At 71.8% G+C, this 24,903-nt stretch carries 24 protein-coding genes; 10 read left to right on the top strand and 14 right to left on the bottom strand.

Annotated elements, in window-relative coordinates; all coding sequences use genetic code 11:
* Nucleotides 1–36 precede the first annotated feature (36 nt).
* Entirely contained in the window at nucleotides 37–606 is a 570-nt protein-coding gene (locus ACQEU8_RS34195) for a hypothetical protein (protein ID WP_433108082.1), read from the top strand.
* Between the two features lie 64 nt (nucleotides 607–670).
* On the opposite strand, the gene ACQEU8_RS34190 is transcribed toward ACQEU8_RS34195, so the two are convergent.
* From ACQEU8_RS34190 to ACQEU8_RS34175, 4 genes are read right to left on the bottom strand one after another with little or no spacing between them, the layout of a single operon-like run.
* Nucleotides 671–1,636, bottom strand: a complete 966-nt coding sequence (locus ACQEU8_RS34190; protein WP_433108080.1) for an ABC transporter substrate-binding protein — start codon at nucleotides 1,634–1,636, stop codon at nucleotides 671–673.
* 8 nt (nucleotides 1,637–1,644) lie between these two features.
* On the bottom strand, nucleotides 1,645–2,532 hold the full coding sequence (locus ACQEU8_RS34185; RefSeq protein WP_433108078.1) for an ABC transporter ATP-binding protein: 888 nt from the start codon (nucleotides 2,530–2,532) through the stop codon (nucleotides 1,645–1,647).
* Nucleotides 2,529–3,686, bottom strand: a complete 1,158-nt coding sequence (locus ACQEU8_RS34180; protein WP_433108076.1) for a FecCD family ABC transporter permease — start codon at nucleotides 3,684–3,686, stop codon at nucleotides 2,529–2,531. The genes ACQEU8_RS34185 and ACQEU8_RS34180 overlap by 4 nt, the downstream gene beginning before the upstream one ends.
* 52 nt (nucleotides 3,687–3,738) lie before the next feature.
* A complete protein-coding gene (locus ACQEU8_RS34175; protein WP_433108074.1) occupies nucleotides 3,739–4,821 on the bottom strand; it encodes a FecCD family ABC transporter permease in 1,083 nt (360 codons plus the stop codon).
* A gap of 97 nt (nucleotides 4,822–4,918) precedes the next feature.
* Between ACQEU8_RS34175 and ACQEU8_RS34170 the strand changes: the two genes are divergently transcribed.
* Nucleotides 4,919–5,626 (top strand): HAD family hydrolase, encoded by a 708-nt coding sequence (locus tag ACQEU8_RS34170; RefSeq protein WP_433108072.1) that lies wholly within the window; start codon nucleotides 4,919–4,921, stop codon nucleotides 5,624–5,626.
* Nucleotides 5,627–5,755: 129 nt separating this feature from the next.
* Here the strand turns inward: ACQEU8_RS34170 and ACQEU8_RS34165 are convergent, their stop codons facing one another.
* Complete coding sequence (locus ACQEU8_RS34165; protein ID WP_433108923.1) at nucleotides 5,756–5,995, bottom strand: hypothetical protein; 240 nt, start codon at nucleotides 5,993–5,995, stop codon at nucleotides 5,756–5,758.
* A 294-nt stretch (nucleotides 5,996–6,289) separates the two neighbouring features.
* On the opposite strand from ACQEU8_RS34165, the gene ACQEU8_RS34160 reads away from it, so the two are divergent.
* Nucleotides 6,290–6,673: a cold-shock protein gene (locus ACQEU8_RS34160; protein ID WP_099882193.1), complete on the top strand. Its 384-nt coding sequence runs from the start codon at nucleotides 6,290–6,292 to the stop codon at nucleotides 6,671–6,673.
* A 112-nt stretch (nucleotides 6,674–6,785) separates the two neighbouring features.
* On the opposite strand, the gene ACQEU8_RS34155 is transcribed toward ACQEU8_RS34160, so the two are convergent.
* The 4 genes from ACQEU8_RS34155 to ACQEU8_RS34140 form a co-directional block, all read right to left on the bottom strand.
* On the bottom strand, nucleotides 6,786–7,643 hold the full coding sequence (locus ACQEU8_RS34155) for a 1,4-dihydroxy-6-naphthoate synthase (protein ID WP_433108070.1): 858 nt from the start codon (nucleotides 7,641–7,643) through the stop codon (nucleotides 6,786–6,788).
* A gap of 105 nt (nucleotides 7,644–7,748) precedes the next feature.
* Entirely contained in the window at nucleotides 7,749–8,420 is a 672-nt protein-coding gene (locus ACQEU8_RS34150) for a futalosine hydrolase (protein ID WP_433108068.1), read from the bottom strand.
* Between the two features lie 71 nt (nucleotides 8,421–8,491).
* Nucleotides 8,492–9,016, bottom strand: coding sequence for a DUF2771 domain-containing protein (locus ACQEU8_RS34145; protein ID WP_433108066.1), 525 nt, complete (start codon nucleotides 9,014–9,016; stop codon nucleotides 8,492–8,494).
* A 26-nt stretch (nucleotides 9,017–9,042) separates the two neighbouring features.
* Nucleotides 9,043–10,488, bottom strand: coding sequence for an MFS transporter (locus tag ACQEU8_RS34140; protein ID WP_433108064.1), 1,446 nt, complete (start codon nucleotides 10,486–10,488; stop codon nucleotides 9,043–9,045).
* A gap of 296 nt (nucleotides 10,489–10,784) precedes the next feature.
* On the opposite strand from ACQEU8_RS34140, the gene ACQEU8_RS34135 reads away from it, so the two are divergent.
* Together ACQEU8_RS34135 and ACQEU8_RS34130 are read left to right on the top strand one after the other, a co-directional pair.
* Entirely contained in the window at nucleotides 10,785–11,618 is an 834-nt protein-coding gene (locus tag ACQEU8_RS34135; protein ID WP_433108062.1) for a DUF3027 domain-containing protein, read from the top strand.
* A gap of 180 nt (nucleotides 11,619–11,798) precedes the next feature.
* Nucleotides 11,799–14,942 carry a sacsin N-terminal ATP-binding-like domain-containing protein gene (locus ACQEU8_RS34130; protein WP_433108060.1) on the top strand — a complete coding sequence of 1,048 codons (3,144 nt, stop codon included), beginning with the start codon at nucleotides 11,799–11,801 and terminating at the stop codon, nucleotides 14,940–14,942.
* A gap of 182 nt (nucleotides 14,943–15,124) precedes the next feature.
* Here the strand turns inward: ACQEU8_RS34130 and ACQEU8_RS34125 are convergent, their stop codons facing one another.
* On the bottom strand, nucleotides 15,125–16,474 hold the full coding sequence (locus ACQEU8_RS34125) for a hypothetical protein (protein ID WP_433108058.1): 1,350 nt from the start codon (nucleotides 16,472–16,474) through the stop codon (nucleotides 15,125–15,127).
* A gap of 299 nt (nucleotides 16,475–16,773) precedes the next feature.
* Between ACQEU8_RS34125 and ACQEU8_RS34120 the strand changes: the two genes are divergently transcribed.
* Entirely contained in the window at nucleotides 16,774–17,010 is a 237-nt protein-coding gene (locus ACQEU8_RS34120) for a hypothetical protein (RefSeq protein WP_433108055.1), read from the top strand.
* A 421-nt stretch (nucleotides 17,011–17,431) separates the two neighbouring features.
* Here ACQEU8_RS34120 and ACQEU8_RS34115 read toward each other — a convergent pair whose 3' ends face one another.
* Nucleotides 17,432–17,695: a DUF2530 domain-containing protein gene (locus ACQEU8_RS34115; protein WP_433108053.1), complete on the bottom strand. Its 264-nt coding sequence runs from the start codon at nucleotides 17,693–17,695 to the stop codon at nucleotides 17,432–17,434.
* Nucleotides 17,696–17,978: 283 nt separating this feature from the next.
* Here ACQEU8_RS34115 and ACQEU8_RS34110 point away from each other — a divergent pair, with 283 nt between their 5' ends.
* Nucleotides 17,979–19,457 (top strand): NCS2 family permease, encoded by a 1,479-nt coding sequence (locus ACQEU8_RS34110; RefSeq protein WP_433108051.1) that lies wholly within the window; start codon nucleotides 17,979–17,981, stop codon nucleotides 19,455–19,457.
* A gap of 10 nt (nucleotides 19,458–19,467) precedes the next feature.
* Here ACQEU8_RS34110 and ACQEU8_RS34105 read toward each other — a convergent pair whose 3' ends face one another.
* Nucleotides 19,468–19,728: a hypothetical protein gene (locus ACQEU8_RS34105; RefSeq protein ID WP_433108049.1), complete on the bottom strand. Its 261-nt coding sequence runs from the start codon at nucleotides 19,726–19,728 to the stop codon at nucleotides 19,468–19,470.
* Between the two features lie 307 nt (nucleotides 19,729–20,035).
* Here ACQEU8_RS34105 and ACQEU8_RS34100 point away from each other — a divergent pair, with 307 nt between their 5' ends.
* From ACQEU8_RS34100 to thpR, 3 genes are all read left to right on the top strand, one after another.
* Nucleotides 20,036–20,413, top strand: coding sequence for a MarR family winged helix-turn-helix transcriptional regulator (locus ACQEU8_RS34100; protein WP_433108921.1), 378 nt, complete (start codon nucleotides 20,036–20,038; stop codon nucleotides 20,411–20,413).
* A gap of 33 nt (nucleotides 20,414–20,446) precedes the next feature.
* Nucleotides 20,447–21,847: an MFS transporter gene (locus ACQEU8_RS34095; protein ID WP_433108047.1), complete on the top strand. Its 1,401-nt coding sequence runs from the start codon at nucleotides 20,447–20,449 to the stop codon at nucleotides 21,845–21,847.
* 215 nt (nucleotides 21,848–22,062) lie between these two features.
* Nucleotides 22,063–22,659 (top strand): RNA 2',3'-cyclic phosphodiesterase, encoded by a 597-nt coding sequence (thpR, locus tag ACQEU8_RS34090; protein ID WP_433108045.1) that lies wholly within the window; start codon nucleotides 22,063–22,065, stop codon nucleotides 22,657–22,659.
* Between the two features lie 178 nt (nucleotides 22,660–22,837).
* Here thpR and ACQEU8_RS34085 read toward each other — a convergent pair whose 3' ends face one another.
* Nucleotides 22,838–23,836 carry an aldo/keto reductase gene (locus ACQEU8_RS34085; protein WP_433108043.1) on the bottom strand — a complete coding sequence of 333 codons (999 nt, stop codon included), beginning with the start codon at nucleotides 23,834–23,836 and terminating at the stop codon, nucleotides 22,838–22,840.
* Nucleotides 23,837–23,901: 65 nt separating this feature from the next.
* Nucleotides 23,902–24,471, bottom strand: coding sequence for a TetR-like C-terminal domain-containing protein (locus ACQEU8_RS34080; RefSeq protein ID WP_433108041.1), 570 nt, complete (start codon nucleotides 24,469–24,471; stop codon nucleotides 23,902–23,904).
* Nucleotides 24,472–24,903 lie beyond the last annotated feature (432 nt).

The raw sequence follows: 24,903 nt of genomic DNA, 5'->3' as shown, positions 1-24,903 counted from the left end.
CTACCCAAGCATTCCAGCAGCACAACGGGGGATCACATGCGTATACGTCGCGCGGTTGGCGCCGCGGGTCTCGTCCTTGCCGCCACGGCCGTCCTCTCCGGATGCGCCGACGATCCGAAGGACAAGGCTTTCGGCGGCCTGGGGGACGTCGACGATCTGCCCACGGCCCCCTCCGGCCCTTCGATCCCCTCGGCTTCGCCGACCAGCCCGGAGCTCAGCTCGGGTGGCAGCTACGGAGGTTCCACCAGCGGCAGCAGCGACCTGCCGACGCCCTCCTCGCCGCCCACGTACAACCCCAGCGCGGTCGGCGAGGTCGACGGTGAGCAGTGCCGCTACAGCCGCTCGCTCGGGCAGATCAGCTACGACGTGGAGATCCAGAACGCCTCCACCGACCAGGCGTTCCAGTACAGCATCACCGTCACGTTCAAGGTCGGCTCGTCGCCCGACTCCTCGATCGCGACCCGGACCGTCGGCACCCGCTTCAAGACGGTGACGGTCGCCCCTGGCGCCACCCGCAACTTCACCGTGGACGTCTCGCACTCCACCAACGACCGGCTGGTCTACTCCTGCCAGGTCACCACCGCCAGCAAGTCCCCGTCCTCGTAAGCCGCGTCCCGGCGGCCCCACCCGACGGGCGGGGCCACGCCCTCACTTCGTCAGGTGCGCGCCCTCACTTCGTCAGGTCCGCCTCCAGCTCGTCCAGGATCTTGTGGGCAGCCGTGTAGCCGATGCCCTGGATCCACAGTTCGTCCTCGACGTGGAAGGCGCGGTCCGCCTTGACGGCGCGCATGTTCTTCCACAGCGGGCTCTTGACGGACTTGGTCTCGCCCGACTTCTTCGGGTCGCCGTAGGAGGTGTAGAAGACGGCGTCGGCGTCGCCCTTGTCGACCTGCTCGGGGCTGACGTCCATGGCGAGACCGCCGTAATCCTTGGCCTGCGCGGCCACCGGCGGGCGGGAGAGGCCGACGTCATCGAGGAGGGTGGCGATGTATGCCTTCTTGCCGTAGATGCGGGTGTCCGCGCCTTCCTGGAAGCGGATGACGCTGGTCTCGATCCCGGCGGCCTTCTTCTTGCCGCCGAGCGCCTTGGTGACCTTCTTGGTGTGGGCCGCGTAGTCGGCCAGCACCTTCTCGGCCTCGGCCTTCTTGCCGAGCGCTGCCGCGTGCACCTGGAAGTTCTCCTTCCAGGGGTAGCCGGTCGTCTTCGTCATCACCGTCGGCGCGATCTTCGACAGTTCGTCGTAACGGCCGGCGTCGCGTTCCTTGTTGGTGAGGATCAGATCCGGCTTCAGGGAGAGGATCTTCTCCATGCTGGGCTGTGCGATGACGCCGACGTTCTTGACGCCCTTCAGCTTGTCCTCGGGCAGATAGCCGAGGAAGGGCTTGCCGGGCTGCGCCGTCGTCGCACCGACCGGCTTGACGCCCAATGTGATCGCCGAGTCGAGCTCCGCCGTGTCCAGTACGACGACGCGCTTGGGGTTGTCCGGCACCTTCACCGGCCCGTTGGCGGTCTGCACGGTGTGCGTGCCGCCCTTCGCGCCCTTGTCCGAGGAGTCGGAGCCGGCGCCGCAGCCGGAGAGCGAGAGCGCCGAGGCGAGGGCGAGCGCCGTGCCCACGGCGGTTGTGGTGACCTTCACAGGAGGGCCTACTTTCTTGTCGACGATTCGAACGTGCCATCCGCGAGGCTCGCGCTGCCGGCCCGCTGCTGCGGCGGCTGCGGCTGCCGGGGCGCGCCGGGGACGACGAGCGGGTCGCCGGTGACGGGGCAGGGCACGACGACGGCCTCCAGCCCGAACACCTCGCGGACGAGCGCCGCGTCGACGATCTGCTCGGGCCGCCCCCGGGCGACGACATGGCCGTCCTTCATGGCGACGAGGTGATCGGCGTACCGGGCCGCCTGGTTGAGGTCGTGCAGCACCATCACGACAGTGCGGCCGCGCGCCCCCTCGGCAGTGGGTGCGGCGAGCTGCCGTACCAGGTCCAGCACCTCCACCTGGTGCGCGATGTCCAGGTACGTCGTCGGTTCGTCCAGCAGCAGCAGATCCGTCTCCTGCGCGAGCGCCATCGCGAGCCACACCCGTTGCCGCTGGCCGCCCGAGAGTTCGTCCACCGGACGGTCCGACAGCGCGGTGACATCGGTGCGTTCCATCGCCTCGGTGACGGCACGCTCGTCGTCCTTGGACCACTGCTGCCACCACCTCTGGTGCGGCTGCCGTCCCCGTGCGACGAGGTCCGAGACGGTGATCGCCTCGGGCGCCGCGGGGGACTGCGGCAGCAGTCCGAGGGACTGCGCGATGGTGCGGGTGGGAATGCGTGCCAGGTCCTCGCCGTCCAGCAGCACCGCTCCCGCGCGAGGGCGCAGCAGTCGGCCGAGTGCGCGCAGTGTCGTCGACTTGCCGCACGCGTTCGGTCCGACGACGACGGTGACTTCGCCGTCCGGGATCTCCAGATCCAGCCCGTCCACGACAGTGCGGTCCTCGTAGCCGAGCGACAGCCCGCGCGCGGCCAGCCGACCAGTGGCGGATGTGTTCATTCCGCGGCCCCCTTCGGCCCTTTCGTGCTGAGCTTCTTCAGCCACGTACCGCCGCGCGGGCGGCCCCCGCTCGTACGGATGATCAGCCAGATCAGATACGGCGCGCCCACCGCCGCCGTCAGTACGCCGACCGGCAGCTCCGTCGGCGCGAACAGCTTGCGCGCCAGCAGGTCCCCCAGAGTCACCACGAAAGCGCCCAGCAGTGCCGAGGACAGCAGCGGAATCTGCGCCGTACGTGTCAGCCGGCGTGCGATCTGCGGTGCCAGCAGTGCGACGAAATCGATGGGCCCTGCCGCACCTGTCGCGACGGAGGCGAGGACGACTCCGGTGACCGCGAGCACCAGCCGGTTACGGGACAGCCGTACGCCGAGCGCTGTAGCCGTGTCGTCGTCCAGCGTCACGGTGCGCATGGCGCGTGCCGACCACACCAGGCACGGCAGCATGACCAGCAGTGCCACGCTCAGCGGTGTCGCCTGGTCCCAGCCGCGGCCGTTCAGCGAGCCGGTCATCCACACCTTCGCCTGCTGCGCCACCAGGTAGTCGCCCTTGGTGAGGAACAGTTGGGTGAGCGAGCGCAGGGCGACCGAGATGCCGATGCCGATGAGGATGAAGCGGGTGGGGCCTGCTCCCGGACGCGAGCCCGCCGAGCGACTGCCGCGCCAGGCGAACAGATACACCAGCGCGGCGGCGGTCAGGCCACCGGCGGTGGACAGGTACGGCAGGACGGCGTAGGAGGTCAGACCGAACGTCATGGCGCCGACGGTCAGCGCGGACGCGCCGTGCGTCACGCCGATGATCTCGGGGCTGGCCAGCGGGTTGCGGGCGACGGTCTGGATGAGCGCGCCCGCGACGCCGAGAGCCGCACCCGCCAGCAGCCCGACGGTCAGCCGCGGCATGCGCAGGGTGCCGACGACCAGTTCGTCGGGCGATGGCCGGCCGAACAGCACCTTGACGACCTCGGTCACCGGGACGGTGGTCTCCCCGAGGGTGAGATTGGCGACGACTGCGGCGAACAGCGCGACCGCGAGCGCAAACGCGACAACAGTGGCCCGGCGGTGCAGCAGCCACGAGGTTCCGCGGCCCCGGACGAGGCCGTAACCGGCGGGCCGTACGGGCCTGGTGGTGCGGCGCGCGCGTGTGGAGAGGGTGCTCATGTCCACACCCCTGTGGACAGCGCGGCAGCCGCCGCCCGATGCCCCGTCTCGCTCATGCGGCAACCGCCTTCCGCCGTACCAGGGCCACCAGGAACGGCGCCCCCACAAGTGCCGTCATCACGCCTGCCGGAACCTCCCCGGGGCGCATCACGAGCCGCCCCGCCACATCGGACACCAGCAGTACGACAGGTCCCAGCAGGGCCGCCATCGGCAGCAGCCAGCGGTGTCCTGTGCCCACCAGTGCGCGCGCCATGTGCGGGACGGCGAGCCCGACGAAGGCGATCGGCCCGGCCGCAGCGACCCCGGCGCCCGTCAGCACGGTGGCACCGAGCCCGCCGACCACCCGTACGGCCGCGACCCGTTGCCCGAGCCCGCGTGCCATGTCCTCGCCCAGCGCCAGCGCGTCCAGCCCGCGCGCAACGGAGAACACCAGCAGGGCGCCCACCACCAGGAACGGCCACACCTGCCCGGCGATGGCCGCGTCCCGGTCCGAGAGGGAGCCGACCTGCCAGAACCGGAACTCGTCCAGCGCCGCCGCACGGGTCGTCAGAACGCCTGAGACGAGGGCGACGAGCAGCGCGTTGACGGCCGCTCCGGACAGCGCGAGCTTGACCGGACTCGCCCCACCGCGGCCCCGCGCGGCGACGGCGTACACCGCGACCGCCGCCACACCCGCGCCCACGAAGCCGAACCACACATAGCCGCTCAGCGAGTGCACCCCCGCGAAGGCGATGGCACACACGACACCGGCCGCGGCCCCCTGACTGATGCCGAGGATGCCGGGCTCGGCGATCGGGTTGCGGGTGAGGCCCTGCATGACGGTGCCCGCGAGACCCAGCGCGGCGCCGACCATGACGCCGACCAGGGTGCGGGGCACCCGCAGGGTGCGGACGACCTCGGCGGCGTTGCTGTGTCCGCCGTGCAGCAGTGCGTCCCACACCGCGGAGAGCGGGATGGCGCGGCTGCCGAGGGCGAGGCTCAGCAGTGCCGCCAGTGCCAGTGCGACAGCGCCCGCCAGCAGCCAGGCCGACCTCCGGGCGACGAGGGTCCGACGAGGGCGCTCCGGCGCGGCTCGGCCGCCACCGCCGGTCGGCGCCCCGAGGGGCGTGCTGCGGGATGCGGGAGCGGCAGGCATCGGTCCCTTTCTCAGGGGTCGGACAGGTGAAGTTAGGTAGACCTAAGTGCTAGGGCAGACCACAGTGTAAGGCGTAGGCCCAGGCACAATGACCGGCATGGATTCGCACGTTCCGTCCCCTGCCACGGCCGCCGCGCCGCCGCTCGCCACGGCCGCCGCGTCGGCCCGCGCCGCGGAGCCGGCGTCGAGCACTCCGGCCGGCCCCACCGTCGGCTTCGATCTCGACATGACGCTGATCGACTCCCGTCCCGGAATCCACGCCACCTGGCGGCGGTTGGCGGCGGAGACGGGCGTGCCCATCGACGCGGACCTGGTCGTCAGCCGGCTCGGCCCGCCGCTCGTACAGGAGATGGCGTACTGGTTCCCCGAGGAGGAGATCCCGGCGATGGCCGAGCGCTACCGCGCCCTCTACCCGGACTACGCAATCGAACCGACCACCGCGCTGCCGGGCGCCCGCGAGGCACTGGACGCCGTACGGGCCGCGGGCGGGCGCACGATGGTCGTCACCGCCAAGCACGGGCCGAGCGCCCGGCTGCACCTGGACCACCTCGGCCTCGACCCCGACGTGCTGGTCGGTGAACTGTGGGCGGAGGGCAAGGCGGAGGCGCTGACCGCACACGGCGCCACCGTCTACGTCGGGGACCACGTGGGCGATGTACGGGGCGCCCGGATGGCCGGAGCGAGCTCGGTGGCCGTCGCCACGGGCCCCTGCGATGAGGGGGAGCTGACCGAGGCGGGCGCCGATGTGGTGCTGCCGGACTTGACGGCTTTCCCGTCCTGGCTGGCCGAGTTCACGCGCGGCTAGGGCGCGTCCGGTGGAGCTTGCTTACCCCGCAATGGGGGCTGCGCTTGCCCACCCTGCGCCCTGGGGGTACCTCCCGGCCGGAGGCTGGGGGAGCAGACTGCCCAAGCGCAGCCGGGGGGACGCGCGGCGTCAAACCCCGCGTGCTTGCCGCCGCTGCGCCATCGCCGTCCGTACGACACCGGCCGCCGCCAGCAGGAACCCGAGACCCATCAGCATGCAGACGAAGTACGCGGGCGCCGGGAACGGGTCCGTGCCAAGGAACAGCGGCGCGACCGTGACGAGCGTCGCCACGGCGCCGACGAGAAAGACGATTCCACCGATTCGCACAAGAAGATCACCGGCGGACGGAGTTTCAGTGTTCACCCACACAGGGTAGATCCGGGGTCGAGTGCTCACTCAGTGGGCACTCGGGCCGCCCGGAGACCGTTCGGCCGGGAACCATCGACGGCACCCCGCCCTCGGTGGCACCTTGCCACGGCGCCCCGGGCCATTAACCTTGGTGGTGGCGGGTCATGCGGCCCGCCCGACTGCTATTCCGGGGGATCGGGGGTCGGGGTTCGAGGAGAAGTCTCGGGGCCTCCCCCGCCCCGGCGCAGCAGAGTCAGCCAGTTTCCAGCAGCCGCAGCCCGGTGCATCCGGACGAGTACGAGGACGAGGACAGACGTGCCTACCGGCAAGGTCAAGTGGTTCAACAGCGAGAAGGGCTTCGGCTTTCTCTCCCGCGACGACGGCGGTGACGTCTTCGTGCACTCGTCGGTGCTCCCGGACGGCGTGGACGCGCTCAAGCCGGGCCAGCGTGTGGAGTTCGGCGTCGTCGCCGGACAGCGCGGCGACCAGGCGCTCTCCGTCACGCTGCTGGACCCGGCTCCGTCCGTCGCGGCAGCCCAGCGCCGCAAGCCGGACGAGCTGGCCTCCATCGTGCAGGACCTGACGACGCTGCTGGACGGCGTCTCCCAGTCCCTGGAGCGCGGCCGCTACCCCGACAAACAGCACGGCCGCAAGATCGCCGGCATGCTCCGCGCAGTCGCCGACCAACTGGACGTGTAAGAGCCCCCCGCGCCCCGTCAGGGGCGCGGGGAACTGCGCGCTCAGCCGAGAAGCACGGCCACCCGGGCAACAACCCGAGCAACCAACGGCGCGACTCCGCCGCAGGGCAGGGCTACGGAAAAGCGAGCGCCTCTGGGGCGAGGGGCGGCACAAGCCCCTCCTCAGCGGCCCGCCCGAGCAACCCGCGCACGGCGGCATACCCGTCCGCGCCCAGCCCCTCGGTGAACTCGTTGACGTACAGGGCGATGTGCTGCTCGGCCACCGCCGGATCCATCTCCTGGGCGTGCTCCAGCACATACGGCCTGGAGACCGACGGGTCGTCCCACGCCATCCGCACGGAGGTGCTGATGGTGTCGGCGAGCCCGCGCAGCACCTCAGCGCCGAGCGACCGCTTGGCGATGATCGCGCCCAGCGGGATCGGCAGGCCTGTGGTGGCCTCCCAGTGCTCACCCATGTCGGCGAGGCTGTGCAGCCCGTAGTTCTGGTAGGTGAACCGGGCCTCGTGGATGACGAGCCCCGCGTCCACCGCGCCGTCCCGTACCGCGGGCATGATCTCGTGGAACGGCAGCACCACGATCTCGCCCACCCCGCCGGGCACCTCGGCGGCGGCCCACAGCCGGAACAGCAGATACGCGGTCGAACGCTCGCTCGGCACCGCCACCCGCTTGCCGCTCAGCGCCGCCGGCTCGCCGGCCTCCCTGGTGAGCACCAGCGGCCCGCAGCCCCGGCCCAGCGCCCCGCCGCACGGCAGCAGCGCGTACTCGTCCAACACCCATGGCAGTACCGCGTACGACACCTTCAGTACGTCCAGCTCGCCACGTTCGGCCATGCCGTTGGTGACGTCGATGTCCGCGAACGTCACCTCGGGCGGAGCCGCGTCGGGCACCCGCCCGTGCGCCCACGCGTCGAAGACGAAGGTGTCGTTGGGGCAGGGCGAGTAGGCGATGGAGAGGGGCGGCGTTATGTCCATGACGGGTCCTTCGTCTGTGCTGGGGAGGGGGTGCCCCTGTCGGTCGTTCGCAGGCTGCGGGGGGCTGGTGGCTGGTCGCGCCGTTCCCCGCGCCCCTTCGGGGCGCTAGGGCACCAGTTTGCCGAAGGCGGTTGTGAGAGCCGCCAAGGCTTGGGGGATGCGCCAGGCTGCCCGGTCCCTCGGGCCGACGGCGTTGGAGACGGTACGCAGCTCCAGGACCGGCAACTCCTCGCCGCGTGCCGCGGCGTGCGCTGCCGCGGCCTCCGCGACGCCGAAGCCCTCCATCGCCTCCGCCGCCGCGCGTGGATGCCGGGCCAGCAGTTGCTCGGCGCGCTCCTGGGAGCCGGTGGTCGTGGAGACGGTCAGGACCGGGCCCGTGTGGGCGCCGGTCGCCTCGGCCGCTTCCCGTACGAGCCGGGGCGGCGGTGTGTGGTCGGCGGTGCCGAAGCCCAGCTCCGTGACGGAGGCGAAGCCGGCCGGGGTCTCGGCGCCAAGATCGGCGGCGACGATGCTGTCGGCGAGCACCGTGTCACCGGCCCGCACGCCGTTCGCGGCGAAGCCGCCGCTGATGCCGCAGGCCACGACCAGGTCGTAGGGGCGTGCCTGGTGGGCGGCGGTCACCAGCGCTGTGGCGGTCGCCGCAGCGGCAGCGGCCGGGCCCACGCCGCCGGCGATCACCTGGAGATACGGGGCGTGCTCGCCGGTGGCGGCGACGACGGCCTCACGTTCGGCGGGGACCGCCGCGACGACGAGCACGCGCCTGTACGCCGACAGCACCGTGCCGCCTCCTCTCCGAGCGGAACCCGCCGGGCCCGCCCCTCGCCGGGGCGGGTGGCGGTGATGGCGGGCTACTCGCCTGCGGTGTTCTTCAGGTTGATGTGCCAGATGCCGTTGAAGTCGCCGCCCTTGGTCTGTACGACCGTCAGCTGGACGCTCTTCTTCGGCGCCGAGGGCTGCTGCCCGGGCGCGGACTCCTCCTGGAAGAAGACTTCGCCGGGGAAGGAGTAGTAGGTCTTCTTCATCGGCTCGGAGAGCGCGGGCTTGCCGTCGACGAGGACGAGCCAGCCGTCGTCCGCCGTCTTCGGGTCGACGCCGAGCCGCAGCTTGTCACCCGTACCGACGGAGATCGTCTTGTCGGCCTTCTTGCCGAGGCACTTGCGTACCTCTTTCTGCGGGATGGCCTTTCCGTCCTCGTAGCAGGATGCCTCGGTGGAGACCGAGTCCCCGCCCACCGTCGCGGTGACCACCGGGCTCGGCTGCTCGCACGCCGAGAGGGCGACGAGGCCGAGCGAGGCGGCACCGAGGGCGGTGGCGGTGCGCACGCCCCGCCGCGACTGTGACGACATGCGGCCCTGCCGCGCGAGCTTGCTCATGCGGGCAGGCTATCGGGCCCCCAGCGCTACACGGCGCGGGGGTGGGGCGTGCCGCGACGCGCGGCGCCCACCAGGCCGCGTACAGCGGTCAGCATCCCCGCGGCCACCACCGCGGCCGCGACCGCCATGCCCAGCCAGCCGATCAGCGGCAGTGCCATGGCGATGGCGCCGCCGACGACCCAGGACATCTGCATCAGCGTCTCCGAGCGCGCGAAGGCGGAGGTGCGCACCTCCTCGGGGACGTCGCGCTGGATGAGCGCGTCCAGCGACAGCTTGCCGAGGGCCTGCACGATCCCGGCCGTGGCGGCGACGGCCGTGACGGTGATGGTGCCGTACAGCAGCGCGGCGGCGATCGTCGCGCCGAGCGCGCAGAACAGCACGCAGATGATGATCACCTCCGGGCCGCGGGCCCGCAGCCAGGCACCGATCGCGGTGCCCAGCGCGTTGCCCGCGCCCGCCGCCACCCCGGCCAGGCCCAGCGAGACGGCGGCGCCCAGCCCGGGGAAGGGGTGCTCGCGCAGCAGGAAGGCGAGGAAGAAGGTGAGGAAACCGGAGAGCCCGCGCAGCGCGGAGTTCGCGAACAGCGCGCTGAGTACGGAGATCCCGACAGTACGCAGCCCAGGCCGGGGGCCGGCCGGCTGCTCGGTCTGCTGTGCCCCTCGCTGCTCCGTCTGCTGAGCACCCTGCGGCACAGCACCCTGCTGCGCCGTCGTCTGCTGTGCGGGCTGCCCCACCGGGACCAGCCGTGCCGGGCGCTCCCCCTTCGCGGAGTCGACCTTGTGGTCGAGGGAGAAGGAGAGGAACGTCCCGACGATGAAGACCGCGACAGCGCCGTACAGCGGCCACTGCTCACCCAGCAGATGCAGTCCGGCTCCGGCGGGCGCGGCAGCGCCGGTGGCCAGCAGCCCGGCGAGGGTGACCCGGGAGTTGGCCTTGACCAGCGAGATCCGTGGCGGCAGCAGGCGCGGCACCACAGCGGAGCGCACCACTCCGTACGCCTTGGAGGAGACCAGCACCCCCAGCGCCGCCGGATACAGCTCCAGCCCGCCCGTCGCCACGGCGCCAGCCATGGTCAGCGCGAGCAGCGCGCGGGCCAGCATCGCGGCGGCCATCGCGGCGCGCCGCCCGTGCGGGATGCGGTCCAGCAGTGGGCCGATCACGGGCGCCAGGATCGCGAACGGCGCCATCGTCACGGCCAGGTACAGCGCGACCCGGCCGCGGGCCTCGCCGGTGGGGACGGAGAAGAAGACGGTGGAGGCGAGCGCCACCGTGATGAGCATGTCGCCCGCCGAGTTGACGGCATGCAGTTCGATCAGCTTGCCGAGCCCGGACTCGCCCGCGCCCTCCGCGTGCGTGGCCCGCCGGATGCGGCGCCCCAGTGCGACAGGCGGGCGGCGCAGCGCGGCCGCGGCGCGTCCCACGCCGCGGAGTCTGCCGCGTGTGCTGCGTTTGCCGGGCTTGTCGACAGGCACGCCGTCAGTGTGCCCCGAAACACGCCGTTCAGTTCCCCCCTTCTCCCGCCCTCCCCTGTCCGGTCTCCGCGCCCCGGGCCGGCCGGGACGGCTGGCTGCGGATTCCTCGGGTGACCCCGTGGGGTAGCGTGGGTGAACGGTGCGCACCGTATGGCCTTTGAGCGCGGGCGCGGACGTCGTAGCGGCCACCCGGTCCCGCTCCGTCCCCGACCCCGCCCCTCCACTCGTGGCCGTACGGGCAGCGCACGCCGACAACGGCGCGACGGCGTAGGAGAGACGATTCTTGTGAGTGCTGCATGAGTGCCGCGACGCGGAGTACGAGCCGTGGCGCGCGGAGTCGGCGCGCCCCCGACAGACTGTGTGCCGAGGCCGTCGAGCTTGCTCGTGCCGCGGCCGAGGAAGCGGCGGCGCCCGGCACTGTCGGCGCGTGGCTCGAAGCCGTCGCCGACGCCCACGCGGACCGTGTGGTCACCCACTACTTCGAGGCGCACGAGCCCGGGTACCGGGGCTGGCGCTGGGCGGTGACCGTGGCGCGGGCCTCCCGCGCCAAGAACGTCACCGTCGACGAGTCCGTACTGGTACCGGGCCCCGACGCGCTGCTGGCCCCCGAGTGGGTGCCCTGGAGCGAGCGGCTGCGCCCCGGCGATCTGGGCCCGGGCGATCTGCTGCCGACCGACGCGGACGATCTGCGGCTGGAGCCCGGTTACTCGGGTGCGGACCTGCCGCCGCCCGACTCGGCCCTCGCCGAGGAGCAGCCCGAGACGCAGGGCCCCTCCCGCGCCGCCATCGGCGCCGTCGCCGAGGAGCTCGGCATGGGCCGGCCCCGGGTGCTCTCCCGGTACGGGCTGCACGCTGCCGCGGACCGCTGGGAGGAGTCACACGGCCCCAAGACGCCGATGGCCCAGGCAGCCCCGGCCAGCTGTATGAGCTGCGGCTTCCTGGTACCGCTCGCGGGGTCGCTGCGGCAGGCGTTCGGGGTGTGCGCCAACGAGTACAGCCCCGCCGACGGCCATGTGGTCTCCCTCGCCTTCGGCTGCGGCGGCCACTCGGAGGCCGCGGTCATGCCGCGTACGCCCCAGCCTCCGCCGCCGGTGATCGACGAAACGGTCGCGGATCCGTTCGGCGACTAGGTCTGGTCCGGCGGGTTTCGCGTACTCGGCGTGGGGGGCTGCGCTTGCCCACCCTGCGCCTTGGGGGTACCTCCCGGCCGGAGGCTGGGGGAGCAGACTGCCCAAGCTTCGGGGACGAGTTGCGCCCCGTAAGCAACGGGGGCAAGGGGACGGGATGCACATGCCGAGGAGGCCATTGCCGTGAGGGACACGTTCGGGACCGAGCGATTGCGGCGAAGCGTGCTGGACGCCTGGCAGGCGTCCAGCGCCCGGTTCCGCGAGGACGCCAACGCCGAGCAGGACCTGGCGCTGGGCGGCTACCGCGACCGGCTGGTGGTGGAGCTGGCCCAGAACGCCTCGGACGCCGCGGCCCGCGCGGGTGTGCCGGGGCGGCTCCGGCTCACACTTACCGGCACCACGCTGACCGCCGCCAACACGGGTGAGCCGCTGGACGCCGCGGGTGTGGAGTCGCTGTCCACGCTGCGCGCCTCCGCGAAGCGCGCCGACTCCGACCGGGGCGCGGTGGGCCGGTTCGGCGTCGGCTTCTCCGCGGTGCTGGCCGTCACCGACGAGCCCGCTGTCGCCACCAGGGACGGCGACGGCGTGCGCTGGTCACTGGCCGAGGCACGCGAGCTGACCCGGCAGGCCGCCGCCGCCAACCCGGAGCTGGCGGCCGAACTCGACCGCCGCCAGCAGCACGTACCGCTGCTGCGGCTGCCGTTCCCCGCGCCGTACGACGCGTCGGTCGTGCCCGCCGGGTACGACACCGCCGTGCTGCTCCCGCTGCGCGACGAGGCGGCGGTCTCACTGACGGAGCGGCTGCTGGCGGCCGTGGACGACGCGCTGCTGCTCGCGCTGCCCGGACTCGCCGAGGTCGTCATCGAGACCGGCGAAGGGCCGGCGCGCACCCTCACCCGGTACGAGGAGGGCCCGTACGTCCGGATCGAGGACTCCGCGACGGGCGCCACCAGGTGGCGGCTGGCCGGAGACAGCGGTATCGCCGAGCCGGAGCTGCTCGCCGACCGCCCGGTCGAGGAGCGGGCCCGGCCCACCTGGTCGGTGACGTGGGCGGTGCCGGTGGACGCCGAGGGCGCGCCCAGCAAGCCGCGTACGGCAGCGTGTCTGCACGCGCCGACGCCCACCGACGAGCCGCTGGGCTTCCCCGCGCTGCTGCTGGCCTCCTTCCCGTTGGAGCCCACCCGCCGCCATGTGGCGCCAGGACCGCTGACCCGCTTCCTGCTGGCCCGGGCCGCCGACGCCTACGCCGCGCTGCTGCGCGACTGGCGGCCGGTGTCCACCAGCACCGTCGATCTGGTGCCCGGGCCGCTCGGGGCGGGCGAGCTCGACGCCGAGCTGCGCGCCCTGGTGCTGGAGCGGCTTGTGGACGTCCCGTTCCTGGCGAGCGCGGCCCGGGGGGAGGCCGAGGGCGAGGACGGCGAGCCGTACGCGCTCCGCCCCCGGGACGCCGAGATCGTCGAGGGCGCGGGCGCCGCGACGGTCGCCGTGCTGGCCGAGCTCTTCCCCAGCCTGCTGCCCGCCGGGCTGGAGCGCCGCACCGAGCTGCGCGTACTGGAGGTGCCCCGCGTCCCGCTGGGCGAGGCCGTGGACCGGCTGACCGGCGTCGAGCGGGAGCCGGGCTGGTGGTGGCGGCTGTACGACTCCCTCGCGGGCGTCGACCCCGAACGGCTGACCGGGCTGCCGGTGCCGCTGGCCGACGGCCGTACCGCGGTCGGGCCGCGGCATGTGCTGCTGCCGCTGCCCGACGGTGCCGTTCCGCCCGAGTCGCTGGCCCGCCTCGGGCTGAAGGCCGCTCACCCGGACGCCGTTCATCCGCTGCTGGAGAAGCTGGGCGCCACCCCCGCCACTCCGCGTGCCGTGCTGACGACCCCGCAGGTGCGTGCCGCGGTCGCCGCCTCGCTGGACGCGGAGGAGGCATGGGACGACGGTGTGGACGGCGACGGCGCCGGACTCGACCCGGACGAACTGACCGAGACCGTCCTCGGCCTGGTCCGTGACGCGCACCTCGGGCCCGGGGACGAGCCGTGGCTGGGCGCCCTGGCGCTGCCCGACGAGGACGGCGAGCCCGCACCCGCCGCCGAACTGGTCTACCCCGGCTCCCCCTTCGCGCGCGTGCTCCGCGAGGGCGAACTGGCCACGTGCGACCCGCAACTGGCCGAACGCTGGGGCGAGCAGCCGCTGACGGCAGTCGGCGTACAGGCGGACTTCGCGCTGGTACGCGCCGAGGACGTGGTGCTCGACCCGGACGGTTTCGAGCCCCGCGACGGCGACTACCCCGAGCCTGACGACCCGGGCCTGCTGGACGCGGTGGACGTGTGGTGCGAGGACGTGCTGGACCAGCTGACGGCGGACGGCGACGATGCCGTCTCCGTGCCGCCGGTGGCGCTCGAACTCCTGGCCGTACGCGACCTCGACCTGGTCGACGACGAGCACTGGCCCGAGGCCCTGGCGATGCTGGCGCGACCGCCGCTGAGGGACGCGCTCACCGCGCCGGTGCGGGTACGGCTGGGCGACGGCACGGTCACCGACGTACGCCCGTACACCGCCTGGTGGCTGCGCGGCCATCCGGTGCTCGACGGCCGCCGCCCGGCGGGGCTGCGCGCTGCCGGGGGCGATCCGCTGCTGCGCGGCCTGTACGAGGAGGCCGATCCGGGGCAGGTCACCGACGAGCGGGTGCTGCGCGCGCTCGGTGTCCGTACGACGGCCGCCGCGCTGCTCGCGGAGCCGGGCGGTCCCGCGGAACTGCTGGGCAGGCTGGCCGACCCCGCGCTGTCCGTCGACCCCGCCCAGCTGCACGGGCTGCACACCCTGCTGGCCACGGCCGGGCTCGACCCCGCCGAGGTCACGCTGCCCGACGAGCTGCGCGCGGTGCGGGAGGGTACGACGGTCGTGGTGGACGCGGCCGAGGCGCTGGTCGCCGACGCCCCCGACGCCCTCGCCCTGGTGGGGGACCGCGCGCTGCTGCCGGTGGCTCCGCCGTACGCGGAGGAGCTGGCCGCGCTGCTGGAGGTACGGCGCGCGAGTGAGGCGGTCGCCCATCTGGTCCCCGAGTCGCCGGGCACGGAACGCGAGGTGCCGGCCGTCGTACGAGAGCTGCTGTCGGCGGTCCCCGGCCACTACCGCGAGCACGAGGAGCTGCGCATCGGCGGCGTCGACCTCGACTGGCGCCGCACCCCCGACGGCACCCTGCACGCCGCCACCCTCGAAGGGCTGGCCTCGGCACTCGCCTGGTCGGCCGGCGCCTGGCCCCGCCGCTTCGAGGTCACAGCTCTCCTGGAGGACCCTGCGCGGGCGGCGGAACTGGCCGCTGCGCGCTGGTTCGACTGATTGCCTTTTCGCCGGGAATCTCTTTCCAGCGGGACGGCGAGAACCACGACGGCGAGGGTCCGGCGGATCGAAGACGGCCGTAACCACCGAGCGTTGGTTACGGCCGTCGAAAGACCGACCCTCACCGTCGTGGCGTGCCGCCGCTGCGGCGGGAAGTGCGAAGCGGCAACCGCCGGGCGCGGCTAGCCCTTCGTGCTGTAGATCGCGACCAACGGGTTGGGCCCGTTCGTGGCGCGCGCGCTCACATCGTCCTGGCCCAGGTACAGCCGCCCCGCGGAGTACAGCTCTCGGGAGTCGCCGATCTCGAACGCTTCCTCCGTCTCACTGGCGGAGCCCGCGTTCTGCATGAGCTGCTTCTTCTTCATGCTGCGGGGGTCGATCTGCCACACCCCGCCGCCCTGTTCGTCGAGGGTGTCGGCCTTGTTGTACGCCAGCACGTTGCCGCTCTTGTCGAGCCCGATCGGCCACATCTCGCCGACGTCGGAGCCCTCGACGTGCCCCTTCTGCTTGCCCGTCCGCAGGTCGAGCGCCACCAGGTCGTTGTCCGCATCGGAGTCTGCCTTCAGCGGCTTGTCCGTACCCACGAACAGGGCGTTGGCCTGCTTGCTGACCGCGACGTTCTGGCAGTCGGTCGAATTGGTGGCCGGGCAGTCCACGTTGTACTTGCCGTACTTCCCGCCCTTGACCGGCATGGTGGCAAGCACCCGGCCGCGTGCTGCGCTGTCGTCCACGGACAGGAACTTCGAGACGCCGGAGCCGCCCTGTGCCTTGCCGTCGTCGACAGCCAGCACCAGCGGGTCGGCGGAGACCACGACTGCGTTCTCCGACCCCGCCGGCAGCGCGAGGGTGGAGGTGGCGGCCCGGGTGCGGGGGTTGATGGTCTGCACCCTGAGCTTGGGATTGTTGGTCGTGCCGCAGTCGCGGACCGCAATGAGCTTGGTCTCGCTTCCGGCGTACCCGTCGGCCGGACAGCGTTCGTCGGACGACGGGGTCCACAGCGGCTTGCCGCCGATGGTCCAGCCCGCGCTGACGTTGGTGCCGGATGCCGCGACGGTGCCGTTGCCGATGGCCACCTCGTCGAACATCTCGGCGGAGCCGTCCTCCATCGCCTGCCGGTGCCAGCGCATCTTGCCCTGGTTCAGATCGACGACGCCGACGTTCTTGCAGAGTTCCTCGCTGTCCTGATAGATGACGGCTATCAAGCCGTCCTTCGTCGGCTCGGGGGAAGTCCAGCAGGTCTCGCCGGTCAGGGGGACCGTCCAGGTGGGCTTTCCGCCTTCGACCGGATAGCCGACGATCTTCTTCAGATCGGCCTTGGCGAAATTCTTGTCGGTCAGCCACATCCCTTTGGCGTGGGCCATGTCGGACACCTTGGCCATCGGCACCTTGTGCGCCAGCTTGGCCTCGGGAGCGGAGTCGGCGGCCGAGGCGTCGCCGCCCCCGTCGCCGGTGTCGTCCGAACCGCAGCCGGTGACCGCCAGTGCGATCGAGAGGGCTGCGGCGGCAAGGACCGCAGTACGGGAGCGGGACATCTTAATTCTCCTCGGGGGGAATCACGGAATCGGTGCCGCGAATTCTTGCCGCATCGCGCGTAGATTTTCAACTCGGCTTTTCTTTCCGCTGGTTCAGTTCAATTGTCCGGGAGATAATTTGGAGAATTCCGGGGCGGGAATTCTGGGATGGCGCTCTTCGGACGCCCCGTCAGGTCCCCCTCCAACGGGTGCGCCCGGCTGGCTGAGCCCGGGTCCGCGGCAGGGCGCGCGGGGTAACGATGTGCTCGCTCGCTCAGCACCCGACGCGTGCCGGCTCGGCACCGATCCAAGGAGAGTCCATGCCCGTCTGCGAGGTCTGCGACAACGACTACCCCCACACCTTCGAGGTCCGCGCCGCGGGACAGGTGCACGTCTTCGACTGCCTGGAGTGCGCGGCGCACAAGATGGCGCCCGTGTGCGAGAACTGCGGCTGCCGCATTCTGGGGCACGGCATGGAGTCGGGAGGCCACTACTACTGCTGCGCGCACTGTGCCCGCGCCCAGGGCCGCACCGAGTTGGCGGACAGCGCGCCGTAAGCACTCCCGCGAACGCCTCCCGTCGGCGCCCCCGTGAGCACGGCGCGGGGCCGGGAAGCCAAGCGGGGAGCTTCCCGGCCGCCCGGCGCCATGCCACCTCCAGCAGTACGCCTGCCACGGCTGCCACCCCCACCGCCGTCCACGGCAGCACCGCCGCGCAGCTCGGAGTGGACGAGGGAGAACCGGCCGGCCTCTCTCCGTGACCCTGCCTGACGTCCCCGGGCTGCGGGTGCGTGGTGGTTGCGGGGGCACCTCCCGGCCGGAGTCCCCCAGCCTCCGGCCGGGAGGTGCCCCCAGGGGAGCAGTTCCCCGCGCCCCTTCGGGGCGCGTCCCTCCTGCTGTGCTTGGGCAGTCTGTGCCAGGGGCGCAGGGTGGGCAATCGCACGCCCCCATGCCGGGTACGGGGGATCGAGGGCAGGCCCTAGTCGTCCTGCTGTGCCTTTCGGATCGCCTTGTCCCGGGCCCGCACGTACCAGATGCCAACACAGCCGAGGGCCGCGCCCGCGGCGCAGGTCCAGAGCCACCAGGTGTGGCCGTGGTCGGCGAACCAGTTGTAGAAGGGGAGTTGGACCAGCAGGAGTACGAGCCAGACGAGCGTCCCGGTGACGACGGTGGCGACGACGTTGCCCTCCAGCGGCTCTGGTGCCTCGCGCTCGCCGTTGGTCCATCTGTCCATGAGGCTCATCGCCGCGGCTCCCTCGTCTGTGACCTGTTCCCCGGCTCCAGCCTAGCGAGGCGGTGCGGGCGAAGCCGCAGGGCAGCCGGGGGGCGGCCGGGGACGGAGTTGGCGATCAACCCGTTCGGTTGTTCATACTGAGCCGGGCTGGATATGGCCGGATTCTTTCGTCGGATGATCCAAGTTGATCCAGTCGCTCCTGCCGCAGCCTGCTCCGGCAGGTACCAGTACCAGCGCGTATCCGCACGTTCCCCGCGTAGCGGTACGCACCCGCACGTATCCGAGGTCACGCATGTCCGCTTCGGCCGGCCCGGTCGATTCCGAGGGAGCCCCGCAGGGGACCCCGCCCGCTTCCCGTTCCGCACTGGACCGCTTCTTCCAGATCTCGGAGCGCGGCTCGACCGTGAGCCGCGAGCTCAGGGGCGGACTGGCCACGTTCTTTGCGATGGCCTACATCATCGTGCTGAACCCGATCATCCTCGGAGCTGGCGAGGACAAGTTCCATCACCAACTCGACAATGCCGAGCTGGTGACGGCCACCGCGCTGATGGCCGGGCTCACCACCCTGCTGATGGGCGTCATCGGCAACGTGCCGATCGCGCTCGCCGCCGGACTGGGCATCAACGCCGTCGTCGCGCTCCAGCTCGCCCCCAGGATGAGTTGGCCGGACGCGATGGGCATGGTGGTGCTCGCGGGGATCGTGCTGATGATCCTGGTCGCCTCCGGTCTGCGGCAGCGGGTGATGGACGCGATCCCGAACGGGCTGCGCCGAGCCATCGCCATCGGCATCGGCCTGTTCATCTCGCTGATCGGCCTGGTCGACTCGGGCTTCGTCACCCGCAACCCGGACAAGGCGCACACCAGCGTCCCGCTCGGCCTCGGGGTGGACGGCCGGCTGCACGGCTGGCCCGTGCTGGTGTTCGTGCTCGGGCTGATCCTGATGTACGTGCTGACGGTGCGGAAGACCCGCGGCGCCATCCTCATCGGCATCGTCGTGATGGCCGCCGTCGCCATCGTGATCAACGCCGTGGCGGAGATCCCCGACGCCGCCTGGGGTCTGTCGGTCCCCGAGGTGCCGGACTCGGTGGTGGGCAGCCCGGACTTCGGGCTCATCGGCGACATCAGTCTGTTCGGTGGCTTCCACGAGGTGGGGTGGCTGACCGGCTGTCTGTTCGTCTTCACGGTGCTGCTGTCGGGCTTCTTCGACGCGATGGGCACGATCATCGGCGTCGGTGAGGAGAGCGGGCTCGCCGACGACCGGGCGCACGGTCAGCTGCCGCGGATGGGCCGCATCCTGTTCCTGGACGGCGTCGGGGTGGCGGCCGGCGGGGCCGGCTCCTGCTCGGCCAACACCTGCTTCGTGGAATCCACCGCCGGGGTCGGCGAGGGCGCGCGCACCGGACTGGCCAATCTGCTGACGGGCGGGCTCTTCCTGCTCGCGCTGATCTTCACCCCCCTCGCGAAGGTGGTGCCCTCCCAGGCGGCGACCCCCGCGCTGCTGGTCGTCGGATTCCTGATCATGGCGTCGAATGTGCGGGAGATCGACTGGGCCGATTCCACCGTCGCCATCCCGGCCTTTCTCACCATCATTTCGATGCCGTTCACCTACAGCATCACCAACGGCATCGGCATGGGCGTGATCGCCTTCATCGTGCTGCGGGCCGCCACCGGGCGGGCGCGGGAGACGCCCTGGCTGCTCAACGTGGTCGGGCTGTGCTTCCTCGTCTACTTCCTGCTCGACCCGATCGAGCAGGTGCTCGGCGTCAAATGAGACACCGGCGTCAGGTGAGGCCGCCGGTGCCCTGGGCCGAGCGGCCGTAGAACCGCTCGGTCCGTTCGACGGACGCCTTGAAGCGCTCGTCGAAGTCGTCGCGAACGAGCGTCCGGACCACATAGTCCTGGACGCTCATTCCGCGTTTGGCGGCGTGGCCGTTCAGCCGCTCGAACAGGGCGGCCTCTATCCGCAGGCTGAGCACCTGCGACTCGGGCTGCTCGTGGTGGTCGTGGTGGTCGTTGTCGCACGGCGGAGTCAGGCTGGTCATACGACAACGGTCGCGAACGCCCCCCGGCTGCTGTCCGGCGAACGTGTCCTGTCTCACTCGTACGTGTGAGCCCCTCGCTCCGTAAACCCAGCTGTAATCCCGTGGTCTTTAGGTCAGGTAATGAGTTAGGCTAAGGACTATGTCGGAACAGCTCCCCGCCCCGCGGCTCGTGGACGGGCCTCCTCCGGGTGCGCTCGATCAGCTCGAGCATGCCGGCCGGCCCGACCGGGCCGGCGAGGCCGACGCGGTCGAACAAGACCTCGCCGAGCTCGACAAGGAAGCCGTCAACGCGCTCCGGGCCGCGGTGATGCGCCTCTCCCGGCGGCTGAAGCACCAGCGCGTCGACGAGTCGCTGAGCCCAACGGAGATGTCCGTGCTCGGCACCCTCGCCCGCTGCGGCTCCGCCACCCCCAGCGAGCTGGCCCGCAAGGAACATGTGCAGCCGCCGTCGATGACGCGCATCGTCGCGATGCTGGAGGCCAAGGGGCTGGTCCGGCTGGACGCACACCCCGAGGACCGCCGGCAGAAGGTGGTCACCCAGACCGAACAGGCCGAATCCATGCTGGCCGCGGCCCGCGCCAAGCGGAACGCCTGGCTGACCGAGCTGGTCCAGGAGCTGGACGAGGACGAGTGGGCGACGCTGCGCGCCGCCGCGCCGGTGCTGGAGAAGCTGGCACATCTGTAAGGAGCACGACCAAGAACAGGAGGCGACGCCGCTTTGAGTACGGGCCACGGAGCAGACTCCGCACCCGCACCATCCACAGCCGACGAAACCAAGCCGCACGACCAGGGGCCTCACGACCAGGGACCGACCGGCCAGGACGCAGGGCCCGGCACCGCCACGAAGCCCTCCATGTTCAGCTCCCTGAAGATCCGCAACTACCGCCTCTTCGCGATGGGCCAGGCCGTCTCCAACACCGGTACCTGGATGCAGCGCATCGCGCAGGACTGGCTGGTGCACAGCCTCACCGGGTCCTCCACCGCCGTCGGGATCACCACGGCGCTGCAGTTTCTCCCCATGCTGCTGTTCGGGCTGTACGGCGGCGTCATCGCCGACCGCTGCTCCAAGCGCAAGCTGCTCTTCGTCACCCAGTCGACCATGGGCGTCATCGGGCTGGTGCTGGCAGCGCTCACGCTGAGCGGAAACGTGCAGGTCGCGCATGTCTACGCGCTCGCCTTCGCGCTCGGCCTGGCCACCGTCGTGGACAACCCGACCCGGCAGACCTTCGTCTCCGAGATGGTCGGTCCTGCGCAGATACGCAACGCCGTGTCGCTCAACTCCGCGAACTTCCAGAGCGCCCGGCTGGTCGGTCCGGCCGCCGCGGGCGTGCTGATCTCCGCGGTCGGCGGCGGCTGGGCGTTCCTGATCAACGGCCTGTCCTTCGGTGCGCCTCTCATCGGCCTGCTGCTGATGCGCACCTCCGAACTGCACACCAGTGAGCGGGTGGAACGCGGCAAGGGCCAGCTCCGCGAGGGCCTGCGCTATGTCGGCGGGCACCCCGAGCTGCTGTGGCCGATCGTGCTGGTCGGCTTCATCGGCACCTTCGGCTTCAACTTCCCCATCTGGCTCACGGCCTTCACCAGCGATGTCTTCGACGCGGGCGCCGGCACCTACGGCACCCTCAACTTCCTGATGGCCGTCGGCTCGGTGGCAGGTGCGCTGCTGGCGGCGCGACGTGGACAGTCGCGGATGCGGCTGATGGTGGGCGCCGCGCTGGCCTTCGGCGTACTGGAGATCGCCGCCGCGCTCTCGCCCTCGTACTGGCTGTTCGCCGCGCTCATGGCGCCGATCGGGCTGGCGGGGCTGACGTTCAACGTCATCGCCAACTCCAGCGTCCAGCTCGCCTCCGACCCGGCGATGCGGGGCCGGGTGATGAGCCTGTTCATGATGGTCTTCGTCGGCGGCACGCCCATCGGCGGCCCCATCATGGGCTGGATCACCGACACCTGGGGAGCGCGGACCGGATTTGTCGCCGGCGGGCTGATCTCCGCGGTGGCCGCCGTGGCCGTCGCCCTCGTCCTCGCCCGCCTCGCCGGCCTCCGGCCGTCGCTGAGCCTCCGGCCCGGCCGCCCGCCGATCCGCTTCGTCCCCCGCGAAAAGGTGAGGGAAGCCGCGTAGGGAGGGCCCCGCGGATCTTGCGTACCCCGCAATCGGGGCTGCGCTTGCCCACCCTGCGCCCTGGGGGCACCTCCCGGCCGGAGGCTGGGGGAGCAGACTGCCCAAGCGCAGCAGGGGGGACGCGCCCCGTAAGGGGCGCGGGGAACTGCGCGACAAGCCACGTCGAACCCGCAGCCGCAGACGGCGACGTACCCACCCATGGCAGGCTGCGCAGCATGAGACTGTTCGCAGCGCTGTGGCCGCCACAGCAGGCGGTACGGGAATTGGACCGGGCCACCATGCCGCTCCGCAACATCCCCGGCGCGGAAGCGCTCCGTTGGACGCAGCCCGAGAGCTGGCACTTCACGCTGAGCTTCTACGGCGAGGTCACCGAGGACCAGGCGGCGGACCTAGGAGCGCGGCTGGCCCGCGCGGCGCAGCGCGCGGAGGGCCCCGTCCCGGTACGCCTCGCGGGGGCGGGCCGCTTCGGTGACCGCACCCTGTGGGCGGGCCTCGACAAGGAGGACACCGACCGCGAAGCCCTCAAGAAACTGGCGGCGGCCACCACCGCGGCGGGCCGCCGCGCGGGGCTGCTCCCTCCCGACGAGCACCCCTCGTTCCACGCGCACCTCACACTGGCCCGCGCCAGGGGCCGGGGCCGCGGCAGCTCCGGGGTCGATCTGCGCCCGTATGTGACCCAGCTGGAGCCGTTCCAGGGCTCCAGCTGGACCGCCCGGGAGCTGCTGCTGGTCCGCAGCGCGCCGCCGAGGAGCGCGGTGCCGGGGGAGCAGCCCCGCTACGAGCCGCTGGACCGCTGGCCGCTGGGCCCGTGACAGAGCGGCTTGCGGCCCCGGCTACCGTTGTCGGTGTGAACGCTAAGACCAGAATGCGCATTGTGACGGGTGTGCTGGTGGTGCTCTTCCTCGTCGTCGTCCTGGCCTCGGCCCTCGGCGGCAGCTGAGCCGGTCGCCGGGCGACCACCCGCCACCGGCTACCAGGACCCGCGACCGGCTACCAGGCGAAGGCCTCCGGGGAGGGCCCGGGTCCGGGGAAGACCTCGTCCAGCGAGGCGAGCAGTTCGTCGCCGAGCTCCAGCTCGACGGCGCGCAGCGCGGAGTCGAGCTGGCCGGCCGTCCGCGGCCCGACGATCGGTCCCGTAACACCCGGCCTGGACAGCAGCCAGGCGAGGGCCACCTCGCCGGGCTCCAGCCCGTGCTCGGCGACGAGCTTCTCGTACGCCTCCACCTGTGCGCGTACCGCCGGGTCCTCCAGCGCGGTGGCCGCGCGCCCCGAGGCCGTACGGCTGCTGCCGCCCTCGCGGGCCTTGCGCAGCGCGCCGCCCAGCAGCCCGCCGTGCAGCGGGGACCAGGGGATGACCCCGAGCCCGTACGACTCCGCGGCCGGGACGACCTCCATCTCGGCGCGCCGCTCGGCGAGGTTGTAGAGGCACTGCTCGCTCACCAGCCCCAGCGAGCCGCGCCGCGCCGCGGTCTCGTTGGCCTGGGCTATGTGCCAGCCGGCGTGGTTGCTGGAGCCGACGTAGAGCACCTTGCCCTGCTGGACGAGGACGTCCATCGCCTGCCAGATCTCGTCCCAGGGCGTGGCCCGGTCGATGTGGTGGAACTGGTACAGGTCGATACGGTCGGTGCCCAGGCGGCGCAGGCTGGCCTCGACGGACCGGCGGATGTTGAGCGCGGAGAGTTTGTCGTGGTTGGGCCAGGGGGTTTCGCCGTCGGGGGCCATGTTGGCGTAGACCTTGGTGGCCAGGACGGTCTTGTCGCGCCGCCCCTCGCCCTTGGCGAACCAGCTGCCGATGATCTCCTCGGTGCGGCCCTTGTTGCGGCCCCAGCCGTAGGCGTTCGCGGTGTCGAAGAAGTTGACCCCTGCCGCCAGCGCGGCGTCCATGATCGCGTGGCTGTCCGTCTCGTCCGTCTGTGGCCCGAAGTTCATCGTGCCGAGGACGAGCCTGCTGACCTTCAGTCCTGTGCGTCCGAGCTGCGTGTACTCCATGTCGGCCACGCTAGGCGGCTGGAGTGCACTCGAAGCAAGTGCGTAGGCGAGGCGGGGACGGCCGGCTATTCCGCCTCCGTCCCCGTGTCGCTCTCCCGGCTGCGGAAGACGCCCTCGACAGCGGCGAGGTAGGCGGACTCGGCGCTGATGCGGGCGAGTTCCGTATCGATGGGGCGGCGGGTGATCAGCAGCCGGTAGTAGAACGGTGCGCCGATGGCCGCGATGACTTCCTCCGCGTCGGTGCCGACGGGGATCTCGCCCCGTTCGACGGCCCGGTCCAGCAGTACGGAGACCCGCTTGATGCGGTTCTGGAAGACGGCGCGCATCACCTCCGCCGCTCCCGGCTCGCGCGCCGCCGAGGTGACGACGGCCTCGACCAGCCGCCGGTTGCGCGGAGAGCTGTAGAACTCGGCGATGGACCGCGTCACGGTGTGCAGGTCCTCGCGCAGACTGCCGGTGTCGGGGATCGGGATCCTGCCGCTGTGCTGGCCCAGCATGTCGGTGATGACGCCCTCGACCGTGCGCCAGCGGCGCCGGATGGTGGCGGCGTGCACGCCTGAGCGCTGCGCGATCCGGTCGATGGTGATGGCGGCGAACTCCTGGTTGCCCAGTTCCTCCCAGGCGGCTTTGAGCACTGCGGCACGGGTACGTGCGGTGCGCCCGCCGGGGCGGGTCGATCCGTGCGGTCGGGACGATCCGTGCGGTCGGTCGGATCCGTGCGGTCGTGGGGCAGTCATGGGTTCCACGTTGCGTCGAGGCTCAGGTTCCGATTACTGTTCCCGCACTTAGTGCGCGCATACGCGCATTAGTCGGGGGATGCCGCGAGCACCCCGCAGTGCGGTACCTGAACCGCCGCGCTCGGGGTGTTCGCGGCACACAACGCGTCAGTCTGGCCCAGGGACACCATTGGTGACGCCCTTAGCCGCAGCCGGTGCGAGGTTCCGACGCGAAAGGTACGTCACCTGGCTGGATTTTGCCGAACTTGACAGTGGTTGACGGTATCTGACGGCCTTTACGGGGACTTGACGGGAATCGGCGCGTCCCTGGTGCGGTCGGCGGCGCGGTGC

The sequence above is a fragment of the Streptomyces sp. CA-250714 genome, from assembly GCF_050936705.1.
Classification (GTDB): Bacteria; Actinomycetota; Actinomycetes; order Streptomycetales; family Streptomycetaceae; genus Streptomyces.
This window is presented reverse-complemented; position numbering and strand designations above follow the sequence as displayed.

Coding starts and splice junctions, on each gene's coding strand:
- ACQEU8_RS34125 (WP_433108058.1), bottom strand. CDS start 16,474: ATGTCCCGCTCCCGTACTGCGGTCCTTGCCGCCGCAGCCCTCTCGATC.
- ACQEU8_RS34195 (WP_433108082.1), top strand. CDS start 37: ATGCGTATACGTCGCGCGGTTGGCGCCGCGGGTCTCGTCCTTGCCGCC.
- ACQEU8_RS34170 (WP_433108072.1), top strand. CDS start 4,919: ATGGATTCGCACGTTCCGTCCCCTGCCACGGCCGCCGCGCCGCCGCTC.
- ACQEU8_RS34100 (WP_433108921.1), top strand. CDS start 20,036: ATGCGCCTCTCCCGGCGGCTGAAGCACCAGCGCGTCGACGAGTCGCTG.
- ACQEU8_RS34115 (WP_433108053.1), bottom strand. CDS start 17,695: ATGAGCCTCATGGACAGATGGACCAACGGCGAGCGCGAGGCACCAGAG.
- ACQEU8_RS34120 (WP_433108055.1), top strand. CDS start 16,774: ATGCCCGTCTGCGAGGTCTGCGACAACGACTACCCCCACACCTTCGAG.
- ACQEU8_RS34145 (WP_433108066.1), bottom strand. CDS start 9,016: ATGAGCAAGCTCGCGCGGCAGGGCCGCATGTCGTCACAGTCGCGGCGG.
- thpR (WP_433108045.1), top strand. CDS start 22,063: ATGAGACTGTTCGCAGCGCTGTGGCCGCCACAGCAGGCGGTACGGGAA.
- ACQEU8_RS34085 (WP_433108043.1), bottom strand. CDS start 23,836: ATGGAGTACACGCAGCTCGGACGCACAGGACTGAAGGTCAGCAGGCTC.
- ACQEU8_RS34105 (WP_433108049.1), bottom strand. CDS start 19,728: ATGACCAGCCTGACTCCGCCGTGCGACAACGACCACCACGACCACCAC.
- ACQEU8_RS34135 (WP_433108062.1), top strand. CDS start 10,785: ATGAGTGCCGCGACGCGGAGTACGAGCCGTGGCGCGCGGAGTCGGCGC.
- ACQEU8_RS34155 (WP_433108070.1), bottom strand. CDS start 7,643: ATGGACATAACGCCGCCCCTCTCCATCGCCTACTCGCCCTGCCCCAAC.
- ACQEU8_RS34175 (WP_433108074.1), bottom strand. CDS start 4,821: ATGCCTGCCGCTCCCGCATCCCGCAGCACGCCCCTCGGGGCGCCGACC.
- ACQEU8_RS34110 (WP_433108051.1), top strand. CDS start 17,979: ATGTCCGCTTCGGCCGGCCCGGTCGATTCCGAGGGAGCCCCGCAGGGG.
- ACQEU8_RS34185 (WP_433108078.1), bottom strand. CDS start 2,532: ATGAACACATCCGCCACTGGTCGGCTGGCCGCGCGCGGGCTGTCGCTC.
- ACQEU8_RS34180 (WP_433108076.1), bottom strand. CDS start 3,686: ATGAGCACCCTCTCCACACGCGCGCGCCGCACCACCAGGCCCGTACGG.